This window comes from Acidovorax sp., from assembly GCF_021287135.1.
Lineage (GTDB): Bacteria > Pseudomonadota > Gammaproteobacteria > Burkholderiales > Burkholderiaceae_C > Acidovorax.
The window spans coordinates 1-23,057 of sequence record NZ_JAJTBB010000084.1; the positions used below are offsets into that span (position 1 = coordinate 1).

Below are 23,057 nucleotides of genomic sequence, written 5' to 3' on the forward strand. Positions count from 1 at the left end.
GGTCCAGCCAGCCTGTATTCTTATGCATGCAGCGGTGCTCTGAAGTTTGATGATTGGTCGCACAACCATCTTGCTTGAGATGTCACCGCTGTTTTTTTGCCTCTGGGGTGGCTTACCCCGCTAATCCGTGAAGAACCAAAACAAAGCCGACCCTTGGAGGTCGGCTTTTTTATGGGTGAAATCGGGCTCTAGCGCTTATCTATCAAGCGCAAAAAGCTATAAAAATAATAGCGTTTGTGGATAGATGGGGGATTGTTCCAGGGGAATCGGCTTCTCCATTGATGGCAAAAAACGCCCCCAGCGCCCATCCATCAAGCGCCAGCAGCTACAGAATTAGGAGTTGCTACCGCCACTGGACGTCGATACCGGCGCGTGCCAGGCCAGTGCAGCCCAGCAAGGGTCGCCCCGCAGCGAGGGCTGCGTCCCCCGGCCCGCATTGCGCAGCAATGCGAGAGCGGGGGGAAGGCGCGAAGCGCCCCAGGGGGGGCTCCCTGCTACACCTGCATGTTCATGATGTCCGTATAGGCCTGCACCATCCGGTTGCGCACGTGCAGCGTGGCCTGGAACCCGATCTGGGCCTTCTGGATCGCCACCATAGTCTCCTCCAGGCTGACGGAAGGGTTTTCCATCTGCACCTCGGTCTGCAGGTCGGTCGCGCGGTTCTGGGCGGCGCTCACGGACTGCAGCGCGCCCTTGAGGGCGCCGGAGAATCCCACTTCGTTGTTGCCGCCCGCGGCTTGCGGTGCCGCGGCACGGCGCGCCAGGCCAGCGCCCGTGAGCGGGGCGGTCGAGCTTGAGATGCGAAGGTCCATGGCTGTATCCGGGGGAATGGCGGTATGCTGCGTATCCTAGCCACGGCGCCCCGGCCCATCCTGCGGAAATGATGGCCAAACGCGCGGCTTATTCAGCGAACATTTTGAGGGCCTGCCCGAATAATCGAGCCCACGCTGAGGTCCGTTTGCCGGGCCCGCCCTACTGGAATGCAAGATGTCTGCAGTTGCTGAAGTCCCTCTCACTCCCCCTGCCAGCCCGGCTCCCAGCTGGCTGCAGCGGCTGTCTGCCCTCGACCGGGCGCAGCGCATGCGGCTGGGTGTGGGCGCTGTGCTCCTGGTGGCCGTGGCCATCGCCGCCATCGTCATGGGCCGCCAGCCCGACTACCGGGTGCTGTTTGCCAACCTGAGCGACAAGGACGGCGGAGCCATCGTGGCCCAGCTGTCGCAGATGAATGTGCCTTACAAGTATGCGGACGGCGGCGGGGCCATCCTGATCCCTTCGGACCGCGTGCACGACGTGCGGCTGCGCCTGGCCACCCAGGGGCTGCCCAAGGGCTCCGTGGCGGGTTTCGAGCTGATGGAATCCAGCAAGTTCGGCATGACGCAGTTCCAGGAGCGCCTGAACTTCCAGCGCGGCCTGGAGGGCGAACTCACCCGCTCTATCCAGGCACTCTCGTCGGTGCAAAGTGCGCGCGTGCACCTGGCGCTGCCCAACCAGAACGGTTTTTTCCGTGAGCAGCAGAAGCCTTCGGCCTCGGTGCTGGTGAGCCTGCACCCGGGCCGCATCCTGGACCGCGCGCAACTGGCGGGCATCGTGCACCTGGTCGCGTCCAGCGTGCCCGAGCTGGCGCCTTCCGCCGTGAGCGTGCTGGACGACACGGGCAAGCTGCTGTCGCAGTCGCCCGACACGGCCGCCGGCACGGGCGTGGATGCGCAGCAGCTGCTGTACGTGCAGCAGATCGAGCAGCAGTACACCCGGCGCATCCTGGACATCCTGGAGCCGGTGGTGGGCCGCAACAACGTCAAGGCGCAGGTGACGGCCGAGGTGGACTTCAGCCAGACGGAGTCCACGTCGGAGCAGCACCGCCCCAACCTGGCCACCGACGCCAGCGCCATCCGCAGCCAGCAGATCGTGGAAAGCACCGGCCCCCAGGGCAACCCGCTGCCCACGGGCGTGCCGGGTGCCACCACCAACCAGCCGCCCGCACCGGCCACGGCCCCCATCAACGGCGCCAACCCGGCCCCGACGGCCGCCGGCCAGCCGGCGCAAGGCGCCCAGACGGCGCCCAGCAAGCGCGAATCCATCACCAACTACGAGGTCGACAAGACCGTGCGCGTGACCCGCGGCGGCAGCGGCGCGCTCAAGCGGGTCAGCGCCGCGGTGGTGGTGAACTACCAGTCGGTGGAGGACAAGGGCAAGACGGTGACCAAGGCGCTCACGCCCGAGCAGCTGGAACAGATGACGGCGCTGGTGCGCGAGACGATCGGCTTCAACCGCGACCGGGGCGACTCCGTCAACCTCATGAACACGCCGTTCCAGGTGGAGGCCACGCCGACCACGGACATCCCGCTGTGGAAGCAGCCGGAGATGATTGACCTGGCCAAGACCTTGGCCTGGCCGGTGGGTGCCGTGCTGTTTGCCGCCCTGGTGCTGATGGGCCTGGTGCGTCCGGCCCTCAAGGGCGCCAGCCCCGAGGCCGCCAAGGCACGTGCCACGCCGGTGGCGGGCGGCCAGCTGGACGCACTGGAGTCCGAGACCCCCGAGCGGCCCGCGCTGCCCGCGCCCAGCGCCAAGAACGAAGTGCTGCCGGCCACGCCGGAGCAGCTGCGCCTGGAAGAGGCGCGGGTACTGGCCAAGGAAAACCCCATGGCCGTCGCCAATATCCTGAAGACCTGGCTGAACGGCGAGCCGGTCTGAGGCCCCCAACGCAGGACGACAACGACCATGGACGAGCAAGGACTCAACGACGCGGCCATCATGCTGATGTCCCTTGGCGAAGAGGAGGCGGCCGAGGTCTTCAAGCATTTCTCGCCCAAGGAGGTGCAGAAGCTGGGCGAGACCATTGCGCGCATGCGCTCGGTCTCCCGCGACAAGGTCGACGAGGTCATCAACAAGTTCTCCAACGCCGCCGCGGCGCAGAGCCTGCTGGTGTCCGACACGGGCAACTACGTGCGGGCCGTGCTCAAGCGTGCGCTGGGCGACGACAAGGCCGGGCTGCTCATCGACCGCATCCTGCAGGGCGGCGACGTCTCGGGCATTGAAAGCCTCAAGTGGATGGACCCGCTGTCGGTGGCGGAATTGCTGCGCAACGAGCACCCCCAGATCGTTGCCGCCATCCTGGTGCATCTGGATTCGGACCAGGCCTCCGGCATCCTGATGCACCTGTCCGACCGCCAGCGCAGCGAGATCCTGCTGCGCGTGGCCACGCTCGAGGGCATCCAGCCCACGGCCCTCAAGGACCTGAACGAAGTGCTGTTCAAGGTGCTCGCGGGCGGCGACAAGATCCGCAAGAGCTCCCTGGGCGGCGTCAAGGCGGCCGCCGAGATCATCAACCTGCTGGGCGGCAACATGGACGCCGTGGTGCTGGAGTCCATCCGCAGCTACGACCCCGACCTGGCGCAGAAGATCATGGACAAGATGTTCGTGTTCGAGGACGTGCTCAAGCTCGACGACAAGGCCATCCAGACGGTGCTCAAGGAAGTGGCTTCCGAGACCCTTATCGTCGCGCTCAAGGGCGCCGTGCCCGAACTGCGCGAGAAGTTCCTGTCCAACATGTCCTCGCGTGCCGCAGAAGCGCTGCGCGAAGACCTGGAGTCGCGCGGCCCGATGCGCCTGTCCGAAGTCGAGGCCCAGCAGAAGGAAATCCTCAAGACGGTGCGCCGCCTGGCCGACGAGGGCCAGATCATGATCGGTGGTGGTGGTGATGATGCCTTCGTCTAGCCACCGCGCGTACACGCGCTTCATCCCCAGCGAGGAGCTGGGGGACTTCACGCAGTGGAAGTTCGGTGCGGTGGACGGCTCCGACCTGGTCGAGCCCGAACCCGAGCCCGTGGCCGAGATTCCCGTGGAGATCGATGAGGCCGCCCGGCAGGCGGAGCTGCAGCAGGCCTGTGACGATGCCTATGCCCAGGGCTTTGCCCAGGGGCAGGCGCAGACCGCGCTGGAATGGCAGCAGCGCCTGGACGACTATGTGGCCCAGCAGGGCCAGGAGGCCGCCCAGCGCCTGCAGCAGGTGATGCAGACGCTGGATGCCAGCCTCATCGACATGCAGCAGCAGATGGCCCAGCAGTTGCTGGAGCTGGCGTGCGACATCGCGCGCCAGGTGGTGCGCCAGGAACTGTCGGTCAACCCCAACGCGCTGCAGCCTGTGGTGCGCGAGGCCGTGGGCATGCTGGTGTCCGAGGGGCGACCCGCCACGGTGCGGCTGAACCCTGCGGACATGGAAGCCCTGGCCGAGCCCTTGCGCGAGGACGCTGGCGCGCCCGGCGTGCAATGGATGGCCGACGCCGCCGTGCCGCCCGGCGGGTGTCTGGTCGAGTCGGCCGGCACCGTGGTGGACGGCAGCCTCGACAAGCGCTGGCAGCGGGCCATTGCGGCGCTGGGCCTGCAGTCGCCGTGGGACGCGCCGGAGCACGCCGATGGCGATTGAAACCCCGGCAGCCTGGGCGCGTCTGGTGGACGACGCCCGCGCCCGCGTGGCGGAAGGCACGCCCCTGGAGACGCGCGGCACGCTCACGCGGCTGACCGGCCTGGTGCTGGAGGCCGTGGGCATCCGCGTGCCGGTGGGCTCGCAGTGCATGGTCCAGATGCCGGGCCAGGCGCCCGTGCTGGCGGAGGTGGTCGGCTTCTCGGCGGACCGGGCGTTCCTGATGCCTGCGGGCGACATCCATGGACTGTCCAGCGGTGCCAGCGTGGTCCCGGCAGCGCCCTACATTCCCATCCCCCGCCTGGGCGAGCCGTCACGGGCCATCCAGCGCGCCGGCGTGCTGCGGCTGCCCATGGGCGAGGGGCTGCTGGGGCGCGTGGTGGATGCGCAGGGCCTGCCGCTGGACCATGGGGGCCCCGTGCAGGACGTGGTGTCCGAACCCATGGGCCGGCGCCAGATCAACGCCATGGACCGCGACCCCGTGCGCGAATCGCTGGACACCGGCGTGCGCGCCATCAACGCATTGCTGACGGTGGGGCGCGGCCAGCGGCTTGGGCTCTTCGCTGGATCCGGCGTGGGCAAGAGCGTGCTGCTGGGCATGATGGCCCGCTACACGCGGGCGGATGTCATCGTGGTGGGGCTCATCGGCGAACGGGGCCGCGAGGTCAAGGAGTTCGTCGAAGACATCCTGGGCGAGGAGGGCCGCGCGCGCTCGGTGGTGGTGGCCGCGCCGGCCGATGCGCCGCCGCTGCTGCGCATGCAGGGCGCTGCCTACGCCACGGCCGTGGCCGAGCATTTCCGCGACAAGGGCAAGCACGTGCTGCTGCTCATGGATTCCCTCACCCGCTACGCGATGGCGCAGCGCGAAATCGCGCTGGCCATTGGCGAGCCGCCCGCCACCAAGGGCTATCCCCCGTCGTGCTTTGCGAAGCTGCCCCAGCTGGTGGAGCGCAGCGGCAACGGCCTGCACGGGGTGGGTTCCATCACGGCGTTCTACACCGTGCTGTCCGAGGGCGACGACCAGCAGGACCCCATTGCCGACGCGGCGCGAGCGATTCTCGACGGTCACATCGTGCTGTCCCGCGCGCTGGCGGAGACCGGCCACTTCCCGGCCATCGACATCGAGCAGTCGGCCTCCCGGGTCATGCACAACGTGGTGTCGCGGGGGCACTTCGACCTGGCCCGGCGCTTCCGGGCGGTGTATTCGCGCTACCAGAAGAGCCGCGATCTCGTGCAGGTGGGGGCGTACATGAGCGGTTCCGACCCCGCCTTGGACGAGGCCATCCGCCTGCAGCCGCAGATGGCGGCCTTCCTGCAGCAGGACATGTTCGAGGCGTCCTCCCTGGACGGCAGCGTGGCCGACATGGCCGCGGTGCTGGGCCAGTGAACGGCCGCGGACCGACCACAGCCCGCTAGCTCGCCATGTCCAGCAGCCTCAACGCACTTTCCGTCGCCGTCGAAGTGGCCTCCCGCAAGCGCGATGAGACCCGCAAGGTGCTGCAGGACATGCTGGCAGCACAGCAGGCGGCCCGCGCCCAGCTGCACCAGCTGGAAGACTATGCGAACGAGACCCAGGCCCGCTGGGGGATGAAAGCCGACGCAACGGTCAAGCCGGAGGTGATGTACCACCACTACCAGTTCATGGACCGGCTCGGCCACGCGGCAGGCATCCAGGGCAGTGTGGTGGAAGACCACGCAACCCGCGTGGAGAACGCTCGCCGCGCGTTGCTGGAAGCGGAGCTGCGGTTGGCCAGCCTGCAAAAAGTCATCGACAAGCGGCGCCGGGACCTCGAGCTGGCAGGCATGCGGCGAGATCAGAAACAGACCGACGAGCGCGCGGCGCTGCAGTACCGCGGCCCAGCCCTGGGCGCATCGGTCACGGAGTAAACACCATGGAACCCACCAAAATTTCGTCGTCCCAGGGCGCTTCGTCCACACAGGCCGTGCGGCCCCGGAACACGGCCTCGACCGCCGCAGGCCATGCGGGCAACGTGGGCGAAGCCGTGGCCCCGGGCGCCGGCGGGTTCCTGGCGTTGCTGGCGGCACTGGGTGATGCCGCTGCGGCCGGCGCGGACCTGCTGGACACCCCTGCAGGGGCCGCGGACGCCCCGGCAGACGGGACGCTTCCCAATGGCGCCGCAGATGCTTCCGTACTGGCGGCCTGGCAAGGCCTGCTGGTGCCGGCCGCGGCGGCCGGGCAGGACGCCGCAGCTGGCCGTGCCGCTCCCGGCAGCGCAGCCGGCGGGGTCACCGGTATCGGCTCCGCGGCAGGCTTGCCTGGCGCGCAGGGGCTGTCCGGCCCCGGGGGCGCCGCCGCTGCCGGCCTGGCCGCGGGGGCGGAGGCGAACCTGGGCATGGTGGCGGAAACAGCGATGCTGGATGGTGCTCCGGACCGCAAGGATGGCATTGCGCTGACCGGCGGCGCGGCGCATGGCCGTCCGTCCTTCCGCTGGCAAGGCCCCCAGGGTGGCAAGCAGGACATGCCGGACACCGCGGCCGGGCGCCTCCAGGCTGCGGGAGGCGCTGCCACGGCGGCGCAGGGTCTCCAGGGGCCGTTGCTTTCGGCGCTGCATGCGGCGGCCGAATCTGCCGCGGCGGCCGGAGTGGCCGCCGGGCCGCAGGACCGAGCGGGCGGCCGCGCGGCGGAACCTGCGGCCGGAACCGCCCTGGCGGCGCCGCTGCAGGAAGGTCTGGCGGCTACGCTGGGTGCAGCGGACGGTGGCGAGAGCGCTGCGGGCGGCCACCACCGTGGCGGCGACCGGGCGGAGGGCGGGGCGTGGCTGGACGCTGCCGCGGCAGGCCCCGCGCCGACGGAGCCCGGGTCCGTGGACGGTGCGTCGTCCTTTGCCGATCCCTCGCAACTCGGCGCCGAGGACCAGGTTGCCGAACAGGTGGCGTACTGGGTCAACCAGAAAACCCAGAATGCGGAACTCACGCTCAACTCGGACGGACAGCCGGTGGAGGTCTCGGTCACGCTGTCGGGCAACGAGGCCCATGTGTCGTTCCGCAGCGACCAGGCGCACACACGCGAGGTGCTGGACCGGAGCATGGCGCAGTTGAGCGAACTGCTGCGTGGCGAAGGGCTGGTGCTGTCCGGCATGTCGGTGGGCACGTCGGCAGGCTACCGCGACAACGCGGGGGGCCAGGCCGGAGGGCAGGACGCCCGTGACGGGGCACGGCAGGCCCGCGTGGCGGCATCGGCGCCGGCCGGTACGGCACCGCTGTCGCGGGGCGGCGCGCCGGACCGGGCCGTCGACATCTTCGTCTAACCGGGCCGCACGCGCCGGGGGCGCAGCAGCGCTCTGCGCTGGCTGGGGCCGCTGGCCGAGCCGAAGGGACAAGGTGCCGGCAATGCCCCTTCCGCAAGACGCGGGCCTGCCGGCGTAGCCCGGCGAATGCCATGGTTTTGGGCTTTTATTCTGGCTATTATTGGTTGCTCCCCCGCCCAATAATGGGCCATCGGCATTGCTCGCTCATGGACTGCGCGGGCGCAGCTTGCCACCTCCTATTCCAAGGAACCCGCACCGTGTCAGCAAATACCCCCGCAGCAGCAGCCCCGGCCAAGAGCAAGAAGATGCTCATCATCATTCTGGGGGTGGTGGCCGTGCTCGTGATCGGCGGCGGGGCGGCAGCGTGGTTCCTGATGAGCCGCTCCCACGCCGGCGATGAAGAGGGGGACGCGGCCCCTGCGCACAAGGAAGCGCCGAAGGTCGCCCCGACGTTCTTGCCCTTGGAAAACATGGTGGTGAACCTGGCGGACCCGGGAGGAGATCGCTTCGCCCAGGTGGGCATCACCCTGGAGCTGGACGACGCCAAGACCGCGGAGCAGGTCAAGCAGTACCTGCCCGCCATCCGCAGCGGCATCCTCATGCTGATTTCGCAGCGCACCTCCAGCGAACTCCTGCAGCGCGAGGGCAAGGAGAAGCTGGCCACCGACATCCTGCGGGAAGTGTCCCGGCCCCTGGGCTTTTCCGTGCCCACGGAGCGCGAGCGCGCACGCGCCGCCGCCGCCGACAAGGAAGAGGACCCAGAAGAGCGGCCACGCCGGCGGGTGGAGCGCAACCCGGTGCGGCGGGTGCTTTTCTCCAGCTTCATCATCCAGTGACCCTGGCAAGGACCTGTCATGAGTGATTCATTTCTTTCGCAGGAAGAAGTTGATGCCCTTCTGGAAGGCGTCACCGGAGAGAGCCAGAAGCAGGTAGAGGAAGTTGCCGAGGCGGGATCGGTCCGCACGTACGACATTTCCAGCCAGGAGCGCATCGTTCGCGGCCGCATGCCGACGATGGAAATCGTCAACGAGCGGTTTGCGCGCAATTTCCGCATCGGGCTGTTCAACTTCATCCGCCGCAGCCCCGAAATATCGGTGGGCACGGTGTCGGTGCAGCGGTACAGCGCGTTCCTGCGGGAGCTGGCGGTTCCCACCAACTTCAACATCGTGGCCATCCGGCCCCTGCGGGGCAGCGGGCTGATCGTTTGCGAGCCTTCGCTGGTGTTCGGCATCATCGACACGCTGTACGGCGGTGTCGGCAAGTTCCAGACCCGCATCGAAGGCCGCGACTTCTCCCCCACGGAGCAACGCGTCATCAACCGCCTGGTCGATGTGATCTGTGCCGAATACAAGAAGGCTTGGCAGGGCATCTACCCCCTGGAGCTGGAGTACCAGCGCTCGGAGATGCAGCCGCAGTTTGCCAACATCGCCACCCCCAGCGAGATCGTGGTGTCCACCGCCTTTCAGCTGGAGATCGGCGACCTGTCGGGAGCGATCCACGTGTGCATGCCCTATGCCACGCTGGAGCCGATCCGCGACGTGCTGTACTCGTCCACGCAAGGGGACTCGATCGAGGTGGACCGCCGCTGGGTGCGGGTGCTGACGCGGGAAATCCAGGCGGCCGAGGTGACGCTGGTGGCCGAGCTGGCCCGCGCCGACGCCACGGTGGAGCAGTTGCTGGCCATGAAGCCGGGCGATTTCATCGAGTTGGACCGGGAGCCCCGCATTCGCGCGTCGATCGGCGGGGTTCCCATTTTTGAATGCCAGTACGGAACCCACAATTCCCGGTACGCCATTCGCATTGAAGAATGCCTGCGCAGCTCGGACATGAGCTGGTTGGGAGAGAAAGATGTCAACTGAAGACGAAAACAAGGACGCCGCCGCGGAGGATCCGTTTGCGGGCTGGGCCGAGGCGCTGGAAGAGCAAAAGCGCACCGACGAAAAGCCCGGGGACGCCGAACAGGGCGGACCGTTGTCCGGCGAACCGGTGCGTCCCTTGCCGGGTGGCAGCGATGCGCCGGTCAACGACATCAACATGGTGCTGGACATTCCCGTCCAGTTGTCGGTGGAGCTGGGCCGCACCAAGGTGCCCATCAAGTACATCCTCCAGCTCGCGCAGGGCTCGGTGGTGGAGCTTGACGCTCTCGCGGGCGAGCCCATGGACGTGCTGGTCAATGGCTACCTCATCGCGCAGGGCGAGGTGGTGGTGGTGAACGACAAGTTCGGTATCCGCCTCACCGACGTGGTGACGCCTTCGGAGCGCTTGCGGCGGGTCAGCCGTGGATAGCGGCAACATGACCTCGACCCTGGTGGTGGTCGTGCTCTTCGTCGGTGCCATGGCGTTGCTGCCGTGGCTGGTCCGGCGGATGCAGCAGCGCCACGCGGCAGGCGGCACGGCGGCGGTGGCTGCCTCCAAGGTGCTGTCGGCCGTGGCCGTGGGGCCCCACCAGCGCGTGGTGACGGTGGAGGTTGGCCCGGAGCATGCCCGGACCTGGCTGGTGCTGGGCGTCACGGCCCAGCAGGTCAGCTGCCTGCATGTGCTGCCGGTGGGCGGGGGGGCGCAGCCGGCGCCCGCAGCCCGAGCAGCCAGCCCTTCTTTTGCGCAAGAAATGGCATCCGCGGCATCTGCGGCGTCTGTGGCAAGCGCTGCGGGGACGGCATCCCATGGCTGAGGTGTCCACGGTTCGCCGCTGGCTGCTGCCCGGGGCGCTGGCCGCCGCCGCGCTGGCGTCGCACGGCACCGCCTTTGCACAGGCCTCGGCGGGCGCACTGCCGTTGGTGGTGGGCAGCGGCCCGTCGGGCAACAGCTACTCCGTGCCCATCCAGACGCTGCTGTTCTTCACCGCGCTGTCGTTCCTGCCGGCCGTGCTGCTGATGATGACCGGCTTCACGCGTATCGTCATCGTCCTGTCACTGCTGCGCCAGGCGCTGGGGACGCAGTCGGCCCCGCCCAACCAGGTCATCATCGGCTTGTCGATGTTCTTGACCCTGTTCGTCATGGGCCCGACCCTGGACCGCGTGTACCAGGACGCCTATCTTCCCTACACCAAGAACACCATCAGCTTTGAGCAGGCGCTGGAAAAGGCCGAGGCCCCCATGCGCAGCTTCATGCTCAAGCAGACACGACAGTCCGATTTCGCCCTGTTTTCCCGCCTGGCGAAACTGGACACCTCGGTGACGGCCGAAACGGCGCCGCTGCGGGTGCTGGTGCCGGCCTTTGTCACCAGCGAGCTGAAGTCGGCCTTCCAGATCGGCTTCATGATCTTCATCCCGTTCCTGGTGATCGACATGGTCGTGTCGAGCATTCTCATGTCGCTGGGGATGATGATGCTGTCCCCCGTGCTGGTGGCGCTGCCGTTCAAACTGATGCTGTTCGTTTTGGCGGACGGCTGGAATCTGCTGATTGGCTCGCTGGCGGCCAGTTTTGTCACCTGAAGGATGGCTTTGTGACTCCCCAAGTGGTTCTCACCATCGGGCGCGACGCCCTCACCCTGCTGTTGATGATTTCCATGCCCGTGCTGGCCGTGGTCATGGCAGTGGGGCTGCTGGTCAGCATTTTCCAAGCCGTGACGCAGATTCACGAGGCCACGCTGGCTTTTGTGCCCAAGCTCATTGCGGCCATGGTGGTGTTCGCCATCGCGGGCCCGTGGATGCTCAGCACCCTGGTGGACTTTCTGCGCCGCACGATCGAGTCCATCCCGTCCATGGTGGGCTAGCGCATGGGTTCGGTCGTAGGAGGCGCTGGCCGGTTGCGGGGGCGGACGTGATCACGTTCTCCGAAGCCCAGCTGATGGCGTGGCTTTCGCCCGTCCTGTGGCCCTTTCTGCGCGTGCTGGCCGTTTTTTCGGTCGCCCCGGTGTTTTCCATGCGCGTGGTTCCCATGCGCGTGAAGATCGGGCTGGCGTTTCTCGTGGCCGTGTGCGCGCAGGCGGTCCTGGGCGACCAGCCTGTCATCAGCGTGAACGACCGTGCCGCCCTTGGGGCGGTGGCGCAGCAGGTGGCGGTGGGCCTGGCCATCGGGTTCGCGGCCCGGCTCGTCTTCGCTGCCGTGGAACTGGCGGGAGAAATCATCGGCTTGCAGATGGGACTCAATTTCGCGTCCTTCTTCGACCCCTCGTCCAACGCCCAGATCAGTGCCGTCGCGCGCTTTTTCGGGCACATGTCCATCCTGCTCTTTGTGGTCATCAATGGGCACTTGCTGATTCTGATGGCGGTGGTCAAGAGTTTCGACCGCTTCCCGGTGGACGGGAACTTTCTGCAGGCCCTCGGGCAGATGCGACTGCACGAGCTGGGCGCGTCGCTCTTTTCCAGCGCCCTGTGGATCGCCCTGCCCATGATCGCGCTGCTGCTGTTCGTCAACCTCACGCTGGGCATCATTTCCCGCGTGGCGCCGCAAATGAACATCTATGCCGTGGGCTTCCCGGTAACGCTGACGGTCGGGATGCTGGGCATCGTGGCCACGCTGCCGCTGCTGGAGCAGCCGGTGCTGGCCTTGATGCAGCAGGCCGTCGATCTGTTTGCGGCGCAGCGGTAGGGCGGTTCAGACCAGCTGATTGCGGATGGCGTACACCGTGAGTTCCGCGTTGTTGGAGAGCTTGAGCTTCTCCAGCACCCGCGAGCGGTAGACGCTCACGGTCTTCGGGCTGAGCATCAGTTCCTCCGCGATGTCGGAGAGCCGGCGGCCCGACGCAATCTTGACCAGGGTCTGCAGCTCGCGCTCCGACAAGGCGGCGTGCGGAGCCTCCGGCGTGGGCTGCGCCAGGCTGTCGGCGAGCATCTGGGCGACTTCGGCCGTCAGGTACTTGCGGCCCTGCATGACGGTGCGCACCGCGGAAATCAGCTCCACGGGGTCGCCCGCCTTGTTGGCATACCCCTGCGCCCCGGCTTTCAGGCACCGCAGGGCATATTGGTCCTCCGGGTACATGGAGACCACCAGCACCTTGATGGCGGAATGGGTTTCGCGCAGGCTGGTGAGCACCTCCAGCCCGCTGCGGCCCGGCATGTTCAGGTCCAGGAGCAGCACGTCGCAGGGGGCCGAGCGCAGCACGTCCCGCAGCTCGGCATAACCACCTGCCTCGCCGGTCACCCGGATGTCGGGTGCTTCGGCCAACGTGTCGCGTATGCCGCGCCGCAGGACGGCGTGGTCATCGCACAGGACCACATGAATCACTGCGCATCTCCTTGGGCTGGTGGTGACGAGGCGGATGTTAGCGGCACGGACAGGATGACGGATGTGCCGTGGCCGGGCCGGCTGCTGATGTCCAGCCATCCTCCCACCGTGCGGGCGCGCTCGCGCAGGCCCTTCAATCCAAAAGCCTTGGGTTTGTTCAGCAGGGCCGGGTCGATACCCACACCGTCGTCTGTTATTTCCAGGGTCAACACCTCTTCCTTGTCGGACAGGTCGATGTGGACCGCGCGGGCCTGGGCGTATTTGCTGATGTTGGTGAGGGCCTCCTGCGCGGTGCGGTACGCCGCCAACTGGACATCGGCCGCCGCGTGGATGGTTTCGCTGCTGCTGACCACCCGCGCGGGGGTGCCCGAGCGGCGCTCAAAGCCTGCGGCGAGCCATTGGATGGCCGCCACCAATCCTTGCTCCAGCACCGGCGGGCGCAGGTTCATCATGATGCGCTGGCTCGCGCCGATGGCGTGATGCAGCATTTCTGCGGCCGAGGCGGCATGCTCCTGCATCTGGGGATCGGTGCTGTGGCGTCCGATCCACGCCACGTCAAAGCGGACTGCCGTCAGCGCCCCGCCGATGTCGTCGTGAATCTCCCGCGCAATGGCGGCACGCTCTTGTTCGATCGAGGTCTGCAGGTGCTCCGTCAGGTTGGCCAGTTGGCGCTCGGACGCCTCCAGCTGGGCAACAGCCTGTTCGCGGGCCTGGCGCGCCTCGTGGACCTCCAGCGCCCGCGCGATCACATGGGGCAACCGCGGGAGATCGTCTTTCAGGAGGTAGTCCGCGATCCCCAGCCGCATGGCATCCACGGCAGCGGCCTCGCCAATGGCGCCCGAAAGCAGGATGAACGGGGGGTGGTGCGGCTTTTGCGCCACATGTGCCCAGGCATCCAGCGCGGTGAAGCCCGGCAGCCGGTAGTCTGCAAGGATGACGTCGAAGGGCTGGCTGTCGGTGAGCCGCTGGAACTCGGGGAGCGAGTCCACCTGGAGGAATTGGCACACCCTGCCCGAGCGCCGCAACGTCAATACAGCCAATTCATGATCTGCCAATGAATCTTCAAGATGCAGGACGCTGAGAGCCCGGTCTGATGCCATGGGGACCATAGGGGCGCTATCATAGGATACAAATTGGAACAAACTTGGGGGCTTGTCCTGGGGGAATTGTTTCAGCGGTGGCATTTGAGGCTGGGTTGAGGGTGTGTTGACGCCACAGTGCGCGCGCCATTTCGACCCGCGGCCGGTGCCGAGTTTCCGTGCTTTTTGCGTGCTTTGCTGCTACGTGCTGCGATGGAGAGACGATGCAATCTACGCTAACGACCTCTGGAGGACCTGCAGTCCAGGTTCCCGTCATGGTGGCGGCGGAACTGCAGGACTCCTTGTTGGTGGTCATGCACGACCTGCACCGGCTGGAAGGGTTGCTCAACCACGCCACGGACAACCTGCTGGAGCGTTTTGGCGAAGCCAATGCCTTGCTCACGGATGCCGTGGTGGGCGATTCGCCAGAGCTTCTGGCCGCGCGGGCGGCGTTGCGCAGTGCCGTGACGGAACTGCAATTCCAGGACATGGCCTCCCAGTTGATCTTCCATACGACCAAAGTGCTTCAAGGGTGCGCGTTTCGCCTGGCATCGGAAGCCATGGGCCATGAGGAAGGCGAGGAGGCTGCACCGTTTGCGGAGATGGCGCCCGACCGCCCCAACCCTGTGACGCAAAGCGAAATGGACGCGGGTTCTGTGGACCTGTTCTGACCTTCACACCGCCGGTAAATTTATATATTCAGCCAGTTGGAGCCTTACATGCAATCGATCCTTGCCGTAGATGATTCACCTTCTATGCGAAAAATGGTGTCGTTCACTCTGACCGGTGCCGGCTACAACGTGGTGGAGGCGGTCGACGGACAGGACGCGCTGGAGAAGGCCGAAAGCCACGACATTCATCTTGTGCTGGCGGACCAGAACATGCCCCGACTCGACGGCATCGGACTCACCCGCAAGCTGCGCGAGAACCCCAAGTTCAAGACGATTCCCATCCTGATCCTGACGACCGAATCCAGCGATCAGATGAAACAGGCAGGTCGCTCCGCGGGCGCGACAGGTTGGCTGGTCAAGCCTTTTGATCCCAATCGTCTCATTGAGGTTATTCAGAAAGTGATCCGCTGAGCCGGACGGTCCGGGGACACCACGTACACAGGAGCCCATATGGCGGAAACCTACCAAGAAGGATCGGGCGCGGGCGCCGACTTCGATCTGAGCCAGTTTTATCAGATCTTTTTCGAGGAAGCCGGCGAGAACCTGGACCAGATGGAGCAGATGCTGCTCGATCTGGATCTGAGCGCCGCCAATGACGAAGAGCTCAACGGCATCTTCCGGTGCGCCCATTCCATCAAGGGCGGGTCGGCCACCTTCGGGTTCTCCGACGTGGCGGAGCTGACCCACCAGATGGAATCCCTGCTGGACCGCCTGCGCCGCCACGAGCTGCAGCCCATCCCCCAGATGGTGGACGTGCTGCTGGAGTCGGCGGACGCCTCCCGCAGTCTCCTGGCGCGCCACCAGGCGGGCGGGCAGGGCGAGGCCGTGTCCACCGCGTCGCTGGTTCGGCGCATCAGCGATCTTGCAGCCGGGCTGGTGCCCGACGCATCTGCGCCGGTGGCGCCGCCGCCCGCCGTCGCTCCGGCCCCTGCGCCTGTGGTGCAGGCCGCTGCGCCCGCCACGCCAGCTCCGGCCGCGCCTGCCGTGCCGGGCCAGAAGCGCCAGCTCCAGATCCAGGTGGGGCCGCTGGAGCGCGTGGCCCAGGCGGATGCCCTCAAGGAACTGTTCCGCGACATCCCGGGTCTGGGCACCATCAGCGACCTGGAATGTGCCCAGCCCAACACCCGCCTGTTTGCAGTGGAAACCACGTCCACCGATGACGATCTGCTGGACCTCTTTGCGTTCCATGTGGCCAAGGAGCAGGTGCAGATCCGCGACACGGCGACCGCTGCCGGTGCGTCGCAGGCGGCTGAGTCCGCAGACGCGGCCGCCGCCCAGGCGGATTCCGGCGAGGCCTACGGCTTCTTCCACGAGGCGCCAGGTGCGCCGCATGCGGAGGTGGCCCCGGCGGTGCCGGCGTCCGTGCCGGCTCCCAAGCCCGCCGCTACCGCCGTCGCGGTCAAGGCGGGCGAGCCCAAGGCGGCCATCCAGGCGCAGATGGAGTCCACCACCATCCGTGTGGACGTCAAGAAGGTGGACCAGCTGATCAATCTGGTGGGTGAACTCGTCATCACCCAGGCCATGCTGGCCCAGAACAGCCGGGGGCTGGATTCGGGGGCGTACCAGCAGCTGCTTGCCGGCCTGGCGGACCTGGACCGCAACACGCGCGATCTTCAGGAATCGGTCATGTCGATCCGCATGATCCCGATGTCCATCGTCTTCAGCCGGTTCCCACGCATGCTGCGCGATCTGGCCAACAAGCTGGGCAAGAAGGTGGATCTGGTGACGCTGGGCGAAGCCACCGAGCTGGACAAGGGCCTGGTCGAGAAGATCACCGACCCGCTGACCCACCTCGTGCGCAACAGCTGTGACCACGGCATCGAGATGCCGGCAGACCGCCTTGCCAAGGGCAAGCCGGAGCACGGCACGATCACGCTGTCGGCGTCCCACCAGGGGGGATCGATCGTGATCGAAGTGCGTGACGACGGCCGCGGCCTGTCGCGGGAGAAGATTCTGGGCAAGGCGCGGGAGCGCGGCCTCGACGTCTCGGACCAGATGAGCGATTCGGACGTCTGGCAGCTGATCTTTGCGCCGGGCTTTTCCACGGCCGAAGAGGTCACCGACGTGTCCGGCCGCGGCGTGGGGATGGACGTGGTCAAACGGAACATCGCGGCGCTCAACGGCTCCGTCGAGATCGATTCCGCCGAAGGCTATGGCATGCGGGTTTCGGTGCGCCTGCCGCTGACGCTGGCCATCATGGACGGGATGTCGGTGGGCGTGGGCGACGAGGTCTACATCCTGCCGCTGTCTTCCGTGGTGGAGTCGTTCCAGGTCAATGCCGATGACGTGAGCACGGTGGCGCAGGGGTCGCAGCTGGTGAAGGTCCGCGACGAATACATGCCGGTCATCGCGTTGGAGAAGATTTTCCAGGTGCCGCGGTTTGACCTCAACAAGTCCAGCAACATCATGGTGGTGGTGGAGGCCGACGGCAGCCGCGTGGCCCTGCTGGTGGACGAACTGCTGGGCCAGCACCAGGTCGTGGTGAAGAACCTGGAGTCGAACTACCGCAAGGTCCCCAATGTGTCGGGCGCCACGATTCTGGGCGACGGCACCGTGGCCCTGATCCTGGACACCGGCGCCCTGGTGCGCCGCGCCCGCCACTAAAAGAAGGAACTGTGCGGCCGCACCCGCTGGGGGCGCGCCGCCGTCATGCAAGGAGAACGCACGATGAGTGTGATGGCTAAGACTTCAGAGGCGGTGTCCACGGGCGCCCGCGAGTACCTGACCTTTCGTCTCGACCAGGAAGAGTACGGGATCGACATCCTGAAGGTGCAGGAGATCCGGGGCTACGAGCCGCCCACCCGTATCGCCAATGCGCCGGCTTTCATCAAGGGCGTGGTGAATCTTCGCGGCACGATCGTTCCCATCGTGGACATGCGCCTGAAGTTCAACTGCGCGCAGGCGGACTACAACAGCTTCACGGTGGTCATCATCCTGAACCTGCGCAGCCGCGTGGTGGGCATCGTAGTGGACTCCGTGAGCGATGTGATGGAGCTCACGCCCGACAGCATCCGTTCGGCCCCCGATATTGAAAGTGCCATCGACAACAGCTGCATCCTGGGGCTCGGCTCGGTGGGGGAGCGCATGCTGATCCTGCTGGACATTGAGAAGCTCATGTCCAGTGTGGACATGGGGCTCGTGACGGCCAACGATTAGGCCCTCGTCTTCGCCTTGGCGGTGGCTCGGCTGCCGCCGGCACCAGGACAGGCGTGGCTTGCAGATCTTCTTCAGGAGCGAACAGGATTTCCGTCGGACGATCACCATGGCCCCATCCCCCAGCGCCCCCTCGACAGCCCGCGCCTCCAGCGGCCGGCTGGACTCCATGACTGCCTCGGCAGCCCCCCCTGCGGGGCCGCTCGCGCAGGGCCGCGAGTTCGTCTGGACCAATGCGGACTTTGCACGGGTGCAGGCGCTCATCTACCAGCGTGCCGGCATCAGCCTGCACGACGGCAAGCACGCCATGGTGTACAGCCGCTTGTCGCGCAGGCTGCGGGAGACCGGGCACAGCAGCTTCCATGACTACCTGGGCTGGCTGGAGACGCACGATGGCCCGGAGTGGCAGGAGTTCATCAATGCGCTCACCACCAACCTCACCGCCTTCTTTCGCGAGCAGCACCATTTCGAGATCCTGGCCTCGCACCTGCGGAGCAAGCCTGGCGCCAACTGGCGGGTCTGGTGCAATGCCGCCTCCACGGGCGAGGAACCCTATTCCATTGTCATCACGGCGCTGGAGGCCCTGGGGGGCCATGCGTCATTCAAGCTCGTGGCCAGCGACATCGATTCCCGCGTGCTGGCCACGGCCGCCCAGGGCGTGTACCGGCTCGACAGCCTCAAGGGTCTCAGCCCCGAGCGCCTGCAAAAGTTCTTCCTCCGCGGAAAAGGCTCCAACATCGGGATGGTGCGCGCCAAGCCGGAGCTGCGCCGGATGATTGACTTCATGAGCGTCAACCTCATCCGTGACGACTGGCCTTTCAAAGAGCCTTTCGATGTGGTCTTTTGCCGCAACGTGATGATTTACTTTGACGCTCCCACGCAGCGGCGTGTGCTGGAGCGCATCCACCGCGTTCTCAAGCCTGGCGGCATGCTGTTTGTCGGGCATGCCGAGAATTTCAGCGAATCCAGAGACCTGTTCACGCTGCGCGGAAAAACGGTGTACGAGCGCCGATGATCTGCTGGCTGTTGCGCACCTAGCACCATGACCACACTCCCTACTGGATCTCCATCCTCTGCACCGGTGGCAATGCCCGGCGTGCCGGAGCGGCGCCGTGCGCCCCGTATTGCGCCCTTGAGCGCGGATGTCTATGCCGGGGGTGCAAGAACCGTGCGGGAATCGTCGCTGCCGGAACTCAAGGCGCGCAGCCGCAAGCCCGGGGAGGCCTCGTTTTTCTATCTGGACCACCATTTCCAGCACAACGCGGTCAAGGTTCTGCCGGGCGAGTATTTCGTTGCCGACGAGAACATGATCATCATGACCGTGCTGGGCTCCTGCATCGCTGCCTGCCTGTGGGACAGCCGCGCGCTGGTGGGCGGCATGAATCACTTCATGCTGCCCGATGGCGACGTGGCCGACGCCTCGGGGCGCTATGGCTCGTATGCGATGGAATTGCTCATCAACGAAATGCTCAAGCTGGGTGCGCGGCGCGAAACCATGCAAGCCAAGATTTTTGGCGGTGCGCAGGTCATGCACAACTTCACCACCATGAACGTGGGCGAGCGCAACACCAACTTTGTCCTGAACTACCTGCACACGGAGCGCATCCCCATCGTCTCCGAGGACGTGCTGGACATCTACCCGCGCAAGGTGGTGTTCTTTCCCGTGACCGGCAAGGCCATGGTCAAGCGGCTGGCCCACGCCCATCCCGAGGCGCTGGCGGCCCAGGAAGTGCGGGGCAATGCCGCTGTCGTGGCCAAGGCCACCTCGGGCGGTTCTGTCGACCTGTTTTAAGTAGAGAAGAAAAGGCGCGAGTGAATGAGCAGCAAAATCCGGGTGATCGTGGTGGACGATTCGGCATTGGTCCGCAGTCTGCTGTCCGAGATCATCAACCGGCAGCGCGACATGGAGTGCATCGGGACGGCCAATGACCCTTTGGTGGCCCGCGAGATGATCCGCGAGCTCAATCCCGATGTCATTACCCTCGATGTGGAAATGCCGCGCATGGACGGCATCGACTTCCTCGGGCGCCTGATGCGCCTGCGCCCCATGCCCGTGGTCATGATTTCCACACTGACGGAGCGGGGCGCTGAAGTAACCATGCGGGCGCTGGAGCTGGGCGCTGTCGATTTCGTGGCCAAGCCGCGCGTGGGGTTGGCCAGCGGCCTCAATGAACTGGCGTCGCAGATCGTGGACAAGATCCGCGTGGCGGCGGTGGCCCACGTGCGCCGGGCGCCGCCCGCGCGCGACGCGGCAGCACCCGGGGCCGGTGCCACCGTGGGCACGGCACCGCCGCCCGCGTCGGCGCTGCTGGGACGCCTGTCCACCGAGAAGGTGATCTGCATCGGCGCCTCGACGGGCGGCACGGAGGCGATCAAGGAGGTGCTGGTGCAAATGCCCGCCGATTCCCCCGCCATCGTCATCACCCAGCACATGCCGGCCGGTTTCACGACCAGTTTCGCCGCGCGCCTGAATGGCCTCTGCCAGATCACGGTGAAGGAAGCCGTGAACGGCGAGCGCATTCTGCCGGGCCATGCCTACATTGCCCCGGGCGGTACGCAGTTTCACCTCGCGCGCAGCGGCGCGAACTACGTGGCCGTGGTGGACGATGGCCCGCCGGTGAACCGGCACAAGCCTTCGGTAGAGGTTCTGTTCAAGTCCGCGGCCGCCGTGGTGGGCCGCAATGCATTTGCCATCATGCTCACGGGCATGGGCAACGACGGCGCGGCCGCCATGCGCGAAATGAAGGACGCGGGCAGCTACAACTATGTGCAGGACGAGGCCACCTGCATTGTCTTCGGCATGCCGCGCGAGGCGATTGCGCACGGTGCCGCAGACGAGGTGCTGCCGCTGGGGCAGATCGCGCCGGCGTTGGTGGCCCGCCTGCGGGGCACCACGGACCGGCTTCACCACCGCATCTGACGCTGCCCTGCCGCCTGCGCACCGCGGCCCGCAGGGGTGGTGCGTGGCGGACTATGCAGAAAGCGCGGTCCAGCGCTCCAGTGCCACCATCAACTCGTCCTCAATCGCGCTGACACGCGCGGCCATCGTGGCTGCCCGGGCGGGGTCCGTGCCGTAGAGGCTGCCGTCGGACAGTGCGTCCTGCAGTGTCTGTTGCTCCGCCTCCAGCGCGGCGATCTGCGCCGGGAGCTGGTCCAGCTCCCGCTGCTCCTTGTAGCTCAGCTTCCTTTTTGATAGCTGCTCGCGCTTGCTGGATGCGCCCTGGGGCGCATTTTCACTGATTTTTTCCTCTGCATTCTTCTTGGTCGCTGGGGCGGCGCCGCCGAGCAGCGCGCGGCTGCGCTGCGATTGCGCCAGCCAGTCGCGCACGCCGCCTTCGTACTCGCGCCACAGGCCATCGCCCTCGAAGGCGATGGTGCTGGTGACGACGTTGTCCAGAAAGGTGCGGTCATGGCTGACCAGGAAGACCGTGCCCTCATAGGCTCCCAACAGTTCTTCCAGCAGATCCAGGGTGTCGATGTCCAGATCGTTCGTGGGCTCGTCCAGCACCAGCACATTGGCGGGACGGGCAAACAGCCGGGCGAGCAAGAGCCTGTTGCGCTCCCCGCCGGAGAGCGAGCGGACCGGCGAGTGCGCCCGCGCCGGGGAAAAAAGGAAGTCGCTCAGGTAGCTCTTGACGTGCTTGCGCTGGGTGCCGATCTCGATCCATTCGCTGCCGGGGCTGATGAAATCTTCCAGGGTTGCGTCCAGGTTGATCGCCTGGCGCATCTGGTCAAAGTACGCCACTTGCAGATTGGCCCCCTGGCGGATCGTGCCGGTGTCGGGCGCCAGTTCCCCCAGAATCATCTTCAGGAGCGTCGTCTTGCCGGCACCGTTGGGTCCGATCAGCCCCACCTTGTCCCCGCGCAGCACCGTCCCCGTGAAGTTGCGGACGATGCACCGGTCCCCGAAGGACTTGCCCACCCCCGTCAGCTCGGCCACGATCTTGCCCTGGTAGTTGCCCGAGGCGCCCGTGGCCACTTCCATGCGGACGCTTCCGACGGCCTCCCGGCGCGCCTCGCGGCGCTGGCGCAAAACCTCCAGGCGGGCAATGCGGCTCTGGCTGCGGGTGCGCCGGGCCTCCACGCCGCGGCGTATCCACACTTCCTCCTGCGCCAGGAGCTTGTCGGCCTTGGCCGCAACGACCGCCTCCTGCGCCAGTTGCTCTTCCTTCTGTGTCACGTACTGCGCGAAATTGCCGGGAAAAGACCGCAGCTGCCCGCGGTCCAGTTCGACGATGCGCGTGGCGACCCGGTCCAGGAAGGAGCGGTCATGGGTCACCGTGACCACGCTGCCGGGAAAGTCGAGGAGCAGGTCTTCCAGCCACTCGATCGAGTCCAGGTCCAGGTGGTTGGTCGGCTCGTCCAGCAACAGCACGTCGGGGCGGGCCACCAGTGCCTGGGCCAGCGCCACCCGTTTCTTGGTTCCGCCGGAGAGCGTTCCCACCACCGCTTCGGGGTCCAGGTGAAGGCGCTGCAGGGTCTCCGCCACCCGCTGCTCCCAATTCCACGCGTCGTAAGCCTCGATCTCCGACTGCAGGGCATCCAGGTCGACGCCCTCGGCTCCGGCCAGATACTGGTCGCGCAAGTGGATGGCGCGCTGCAGTCCTTCCGACGCGGCCTTGAACACCGTGGCCGCTGGGTCCAGCGATGGCTCCTGGGCCACAAAGGCGATGCGGATGCCTTGCTGCACATGAAGGGTCCCATCGTCCGGCTTCGCCAAGCCGCCCAAAATTTTGAGCAAAGACGACTTGCCTGCGCCGTTACGGCCGATCAGCCCGACCCGCTCTGCAGGCTCCAGGGCAAAGGCAGTGTGGTCCAGCAGGGCGACATGCCCAAAGGCAAGCTGCGCGTTCAGTAGAGTAATAAGAGCCATAGCCTTGGAATTATCGGTGGAGGGCGGACAGATGGCCCTGTCCGCGGGAACGTTGTCGCGCAGGTGCGGTACCGCCACCGTGGGCGGTGCGGCGGGGAAGGGCGCCTGACGTCCGCACTCCCTTGCTTGCAGTCCTGTGCGTGTAGCTAGGGACGCCGAGGGGCCCTGCGGTCAAAAAATTGAGAAAACTTTTCCTCAGCCCCCCCAACCAGTGTTATAGTAGAGGGCTTCGCTACCCGCGCTGCCCAGTTCCTTCGGGACCGGATGCTGCGAGGGAAGAGAAAAAAAGTTTGGTCTTGGGTTGCAAGCGGCGTAAAAACCGGTATATAATTCAAGGCTTAGCTGATCGGAGGTGGTGCTTCAAAGTGCTGAATCTGGTGGGTGATGAAAACAAAAAAGTTTTCAAAAAGTTTGACGGTTCTT

24 protein-coding genes are annotated in these 23,057 nt (G+C 66.3%); 20 read left to right on the forward strand and 4 right to left on the reverse strand.

Translation table 11 applies throughout. The features are described from left to right. Positions 1–494 precede the first annotated feature (494 nt). Entirely contained in the window at positions 495–812 is a 318-nt protein-coding gene (gene fliE / locus LWW96_RS19550; protein ID WP_291489530.1) for a flagellar hook-basal body complex protein FliE, read from the reverse strand. A 175-nt stretch (positions 813–987) separates the two neighbouring features. Between fliE and fliF the strand changes: the two genes are divergently transcribed. The 13 genes from fliF (at position 988) to fliR (ending at position 12,222) form a co-directional block, all read left to right on the forward strand. Next, positions 988–2,691 (forward strand): flagellar basal-body MS-ring/collar protein FliF, encoded by a 1,704-nt coding sequence (gene fliF, locus LWW96_RS19555; protein ID WP_291489531.1) that lies wholly within the window; start codon positions 988–990, stop codon positions 2,689–2,691. Between the two features lie 27 nt (positions 2,692–2,718). Next, the gene (fliG, locus tag LWW96_RS19560; RefSeq protein ID WP_291489532.1) at positions 2,719–3,714 is read left to right on the forward strand and encodes a flagellar motor switch protein FliG; all 996 of its coding nucleotides are present in this window, start codon (positions 2,719–2,721) and stop codon (positions 3,712–3,714) included. Continuing rightward, positions 3,698–4,423, forward strand: a complete 726-nt coding sequence (locus LWW96_RS19565) for a FliH/SctL family protein (protein WP_291489533.1) — start codon at positions 3,698–3,700, stop codon at positions 4,421–4,423. The genes fliG and LWW96_RS19565 overlap by 17 nt, the downstream gene beginning before the upstream one ends. Beyond that, entirely contained in the window at positions 4,413–5,807 is a 1,395-nt protein-coding gene (fliI, locus tag LWW96_RS19570; RefSeq protein ID WP_291489534.1) for a flagellar protein export ATPase FliI, read from the forward strand. Before LWW96_RS19565 ends, fliI begins: the two co-directional genes overlap by 11 nt. A 35-nt stretch (positions 5,808–5,842) precedes the next feature. Beyond that, the gene (gene fliJ, locus LWW96_RS19575) at positions 5,843–6,307 is read left to right on the forward strand and encodes a flagellar export protein FliJ (RefSeq protein ID WP_291489535.1); all 465 of its coding nucleotides are present in this window, start codon (positions 5,843–5,845) and stop codon (positions 6,305–6,307) included. Between the two features lie 5 nt (positions 6,308–6,312). Further along, entirely contained in the window at positions 6,313–7,689 is a 1,377-nt protein-coding gene (locus LWW96_RS19580; RefSeq protein WP_291489536.1) for a flagellar hook-length control protein FliK, read from the forward strand. Between the two features lie 257 nt (positions 7,690–7,946). After that, entirely contained in the window at positions 7,947–8,525 is a 579-nt protein-coding gene (locus LWW96_RS19585; RefSeq protein ID WP_291489537.1) for a flagellar basal body-associated FliL family protein, read from the forward strand. An 18-nt stretch (positions 8,526–8,543) separates the two neighbouring features. After that, complete coding sequence (gene fliM / locus LWW96_RS19590; protein WP_291489538.1) at positions 8,544–9,548, forward strand: flagellar motor switch protein FliM; 1,005 nt, start codon at positions 8,544–8,546, stop codon at positions 9,546–9,548. Next, a complete protein-coding gene (gene fliN, locus LWW96_RS19595) occupies positions 9,538–9,975 on the forward strand; it encodes a flagellar motor switch protein FliN (RefSeq protein WP_291489539.1) in 438 nt (145 codons plus the stop codon). The genes fliM and fliN overlap by 11 nt, the downstream gene beginning before the upstream one ends. A gap of 7 nt (positions 9,976–9,982) precedes the next feature. Further along, positions 9,983–10,360 (forward strand): flagellar biosynthetic protein FliO, encoded by a 378-nt coding sequence (locus LWW96_RS19600; protein ID WP_291489540.1) that lies wholly within the window; start codon positions 9,983–9,985, stop codon positions 10,358–10,360. Next, positions 10,353–11,123, forward strand: a complete 771-nt coding sequence (gene fliP / locus LWW96_RS19605) for a flagellar type III secretion system pore protein FliP (protein ID WP_291489541.1) — start codon at positions 10,353–10,355, stop codon at positions 11,121–11,123. Before LWW96_RS19600 ends, fliP begins: the two co-directional genes overlap by 8 nt. A gap of 11 nt (positions 11,124–11,134) precedes the next feature. Then, entirely contained in the window at positions 11,135–11,404 is a 270-nt protein-coding gene (gene fliQ, locus LWW96_RS19610; RefSeq protein ID WP_291489542.1) for a flagellar biosynthesis protein FliQ, read from the forward strand. A gap of 47 nt (positions 11,405–11,451) precedes the next feature. Then, positions 11,452–12,222 (forward strand): flagellar biosynthetic protein FliR, encoded by a 771-nt coding sequence (fliR, locus tag LWW96_RS19615; RefSeq protein ID WP_291489543.1) that lies wholly within the window; start codon positions 11,452–11,454, stop codon positions 12,220–12,222. 6 nt (positions 12,223–12,228) lie between these two features. Here the strand turns inward: fliR and LWW96_RS19620 are convergent, their stop codons facing one another. Continuing rightward, positions 12,229–12,858, reverse strand: coding sequence for a response regulator transcription factor (locus LWW96_RS19620; protein WP_291489544.1), 630 nt, complete (start codon positions 12,856–12,858; stop codon positions 12,229–12,231). Next, complete coding sequence (locus LWW96_RS19625) at positions 12,855–13,967, reverse strand: ATP-binding protein (protein WP_291489552.1); 1,113 nt, start codon at positions 13,965–13,967, stop codon at positions 12,855–12,857. Before LWW96_RS19625 ends, LWW96_RS19620 begins: the two co-directional genes overlap by 4 nt. A gap of 194 nt (positions 13,968–14,161) precedes the next feature. Between LWW96_RS19625 and LWW96_RS19630 the strand changes: the two genes are divergently transcribed. The 7 genes from LWW96_RS19630 to LWW96_RS19660 all read left to right on the forward strand — a co-directional run bounded on the left by LWW96_RS19630 (position 14,162) and on the right by LWW96_RS19660 (position 20,681). After that, the gene (locus LWW96_RS19630; protein WP_291489545.1) at positions 14,162–14,608 is read left to right on the forward strand and encodes a hypothetical protein; all 447 of its coding nucleotides are present in this window, start codon (positions 14,162–14,164) and stop codon (positions 14,606–14,608) included. A gap of 48 nt (positions 14,609–14,656) precedes the next feature. Continuing rightward, positions 14,657–15,019: a response regulator gene (locus LWW96_RS19635; protein WP_291489546.1), complete on the forward strand. Its 363-nt coding sequence runs from the start codon at positions 14,657–14,659 to the stop codon at positions 15,017–15,019. A 39-nt stretch (positions 15,020–15,058) separates the two neighbouring features. Continuing rightward, positions 15,059–17,212 carry a chemotaxis protein CheW gene (locus tag LWW96_RS19640; RefSeq protein ID WP_291489547.1) on the forward strand — a complete coding sequence of 718 codons (2,154 nt, stop codon included), beginning with the start codon at positions 15,059–15,061 and terminating at the stop codon, positions 17,210–17,212. A 63-nt stretch (positions 17,213–17,275) separates the two neighbouring features. Beyond that, positions 17,276–17,764 (forward strand): chemotaxis protein CheW, encoded by a 489-nt coding sequence (locus LWW96_RS19645; RefSeq protein ID WP_291489548.1) that lies wholly within the window; start codon positions 17,276–17,278, stop codon positions 17,762–17,764. 166 nt (positions 17,765–17,930) lie between these two features. Continuing rightward, positions 17,931–18,776, forward strand: a complete 846-nt coding sequence (locus tag LWW96_RS19650) for a CheR family methyltransferase (RefSeq protein WP_291489553.1) — start codon at positions 17,931–17,933, stop codon at positions 18,774–18,776. 27 nt (positions 18,777–18,803) lie between these two features. Further along, positions 18,804–19,553 (forward strand): chemoreceptor glutamine deamidase CheD, encoded by a 750-nt coding sequence (gene cheD / locus LWW96_RS19655; RefSeq protein ID WP_291489549.1) that lies wholly within the window; start codon positions 18,804–18,806, stop codon positions 19,551–19,553. 24 nt (positions 19,554–19,577) lie between these two features. After that, a complete protein-coding gene (locus LWW96_RS19660; protein ID WP_291489550.1) occupies positions 19,578–20,681 on the forward strand; it encodes a chemotaxis response regulator protein-glutamate methylesterase in 1,104 nt (367 codons plus the stop codon). A 51-nt stretch (positions 20,682–20,732) separates the two neighbouring features. Here the strand turns inward: LWW96_RS19660 and abc-f are convergent, their stop codons facing one another. Beyond that, complete coding sequence (gene abc-f / locus LWW96_RS19665) at positions 20,733–22,634, reverse strand: ribosomal protection-like ABC-F family protein (protein ID WP_291489551.1); 1,902 nt, start codon at positions 22,632–22,634, stop codon at positions 20,733–20,735. Positions 22,635–23,057 lie beyond the last annotated feature (423 nt).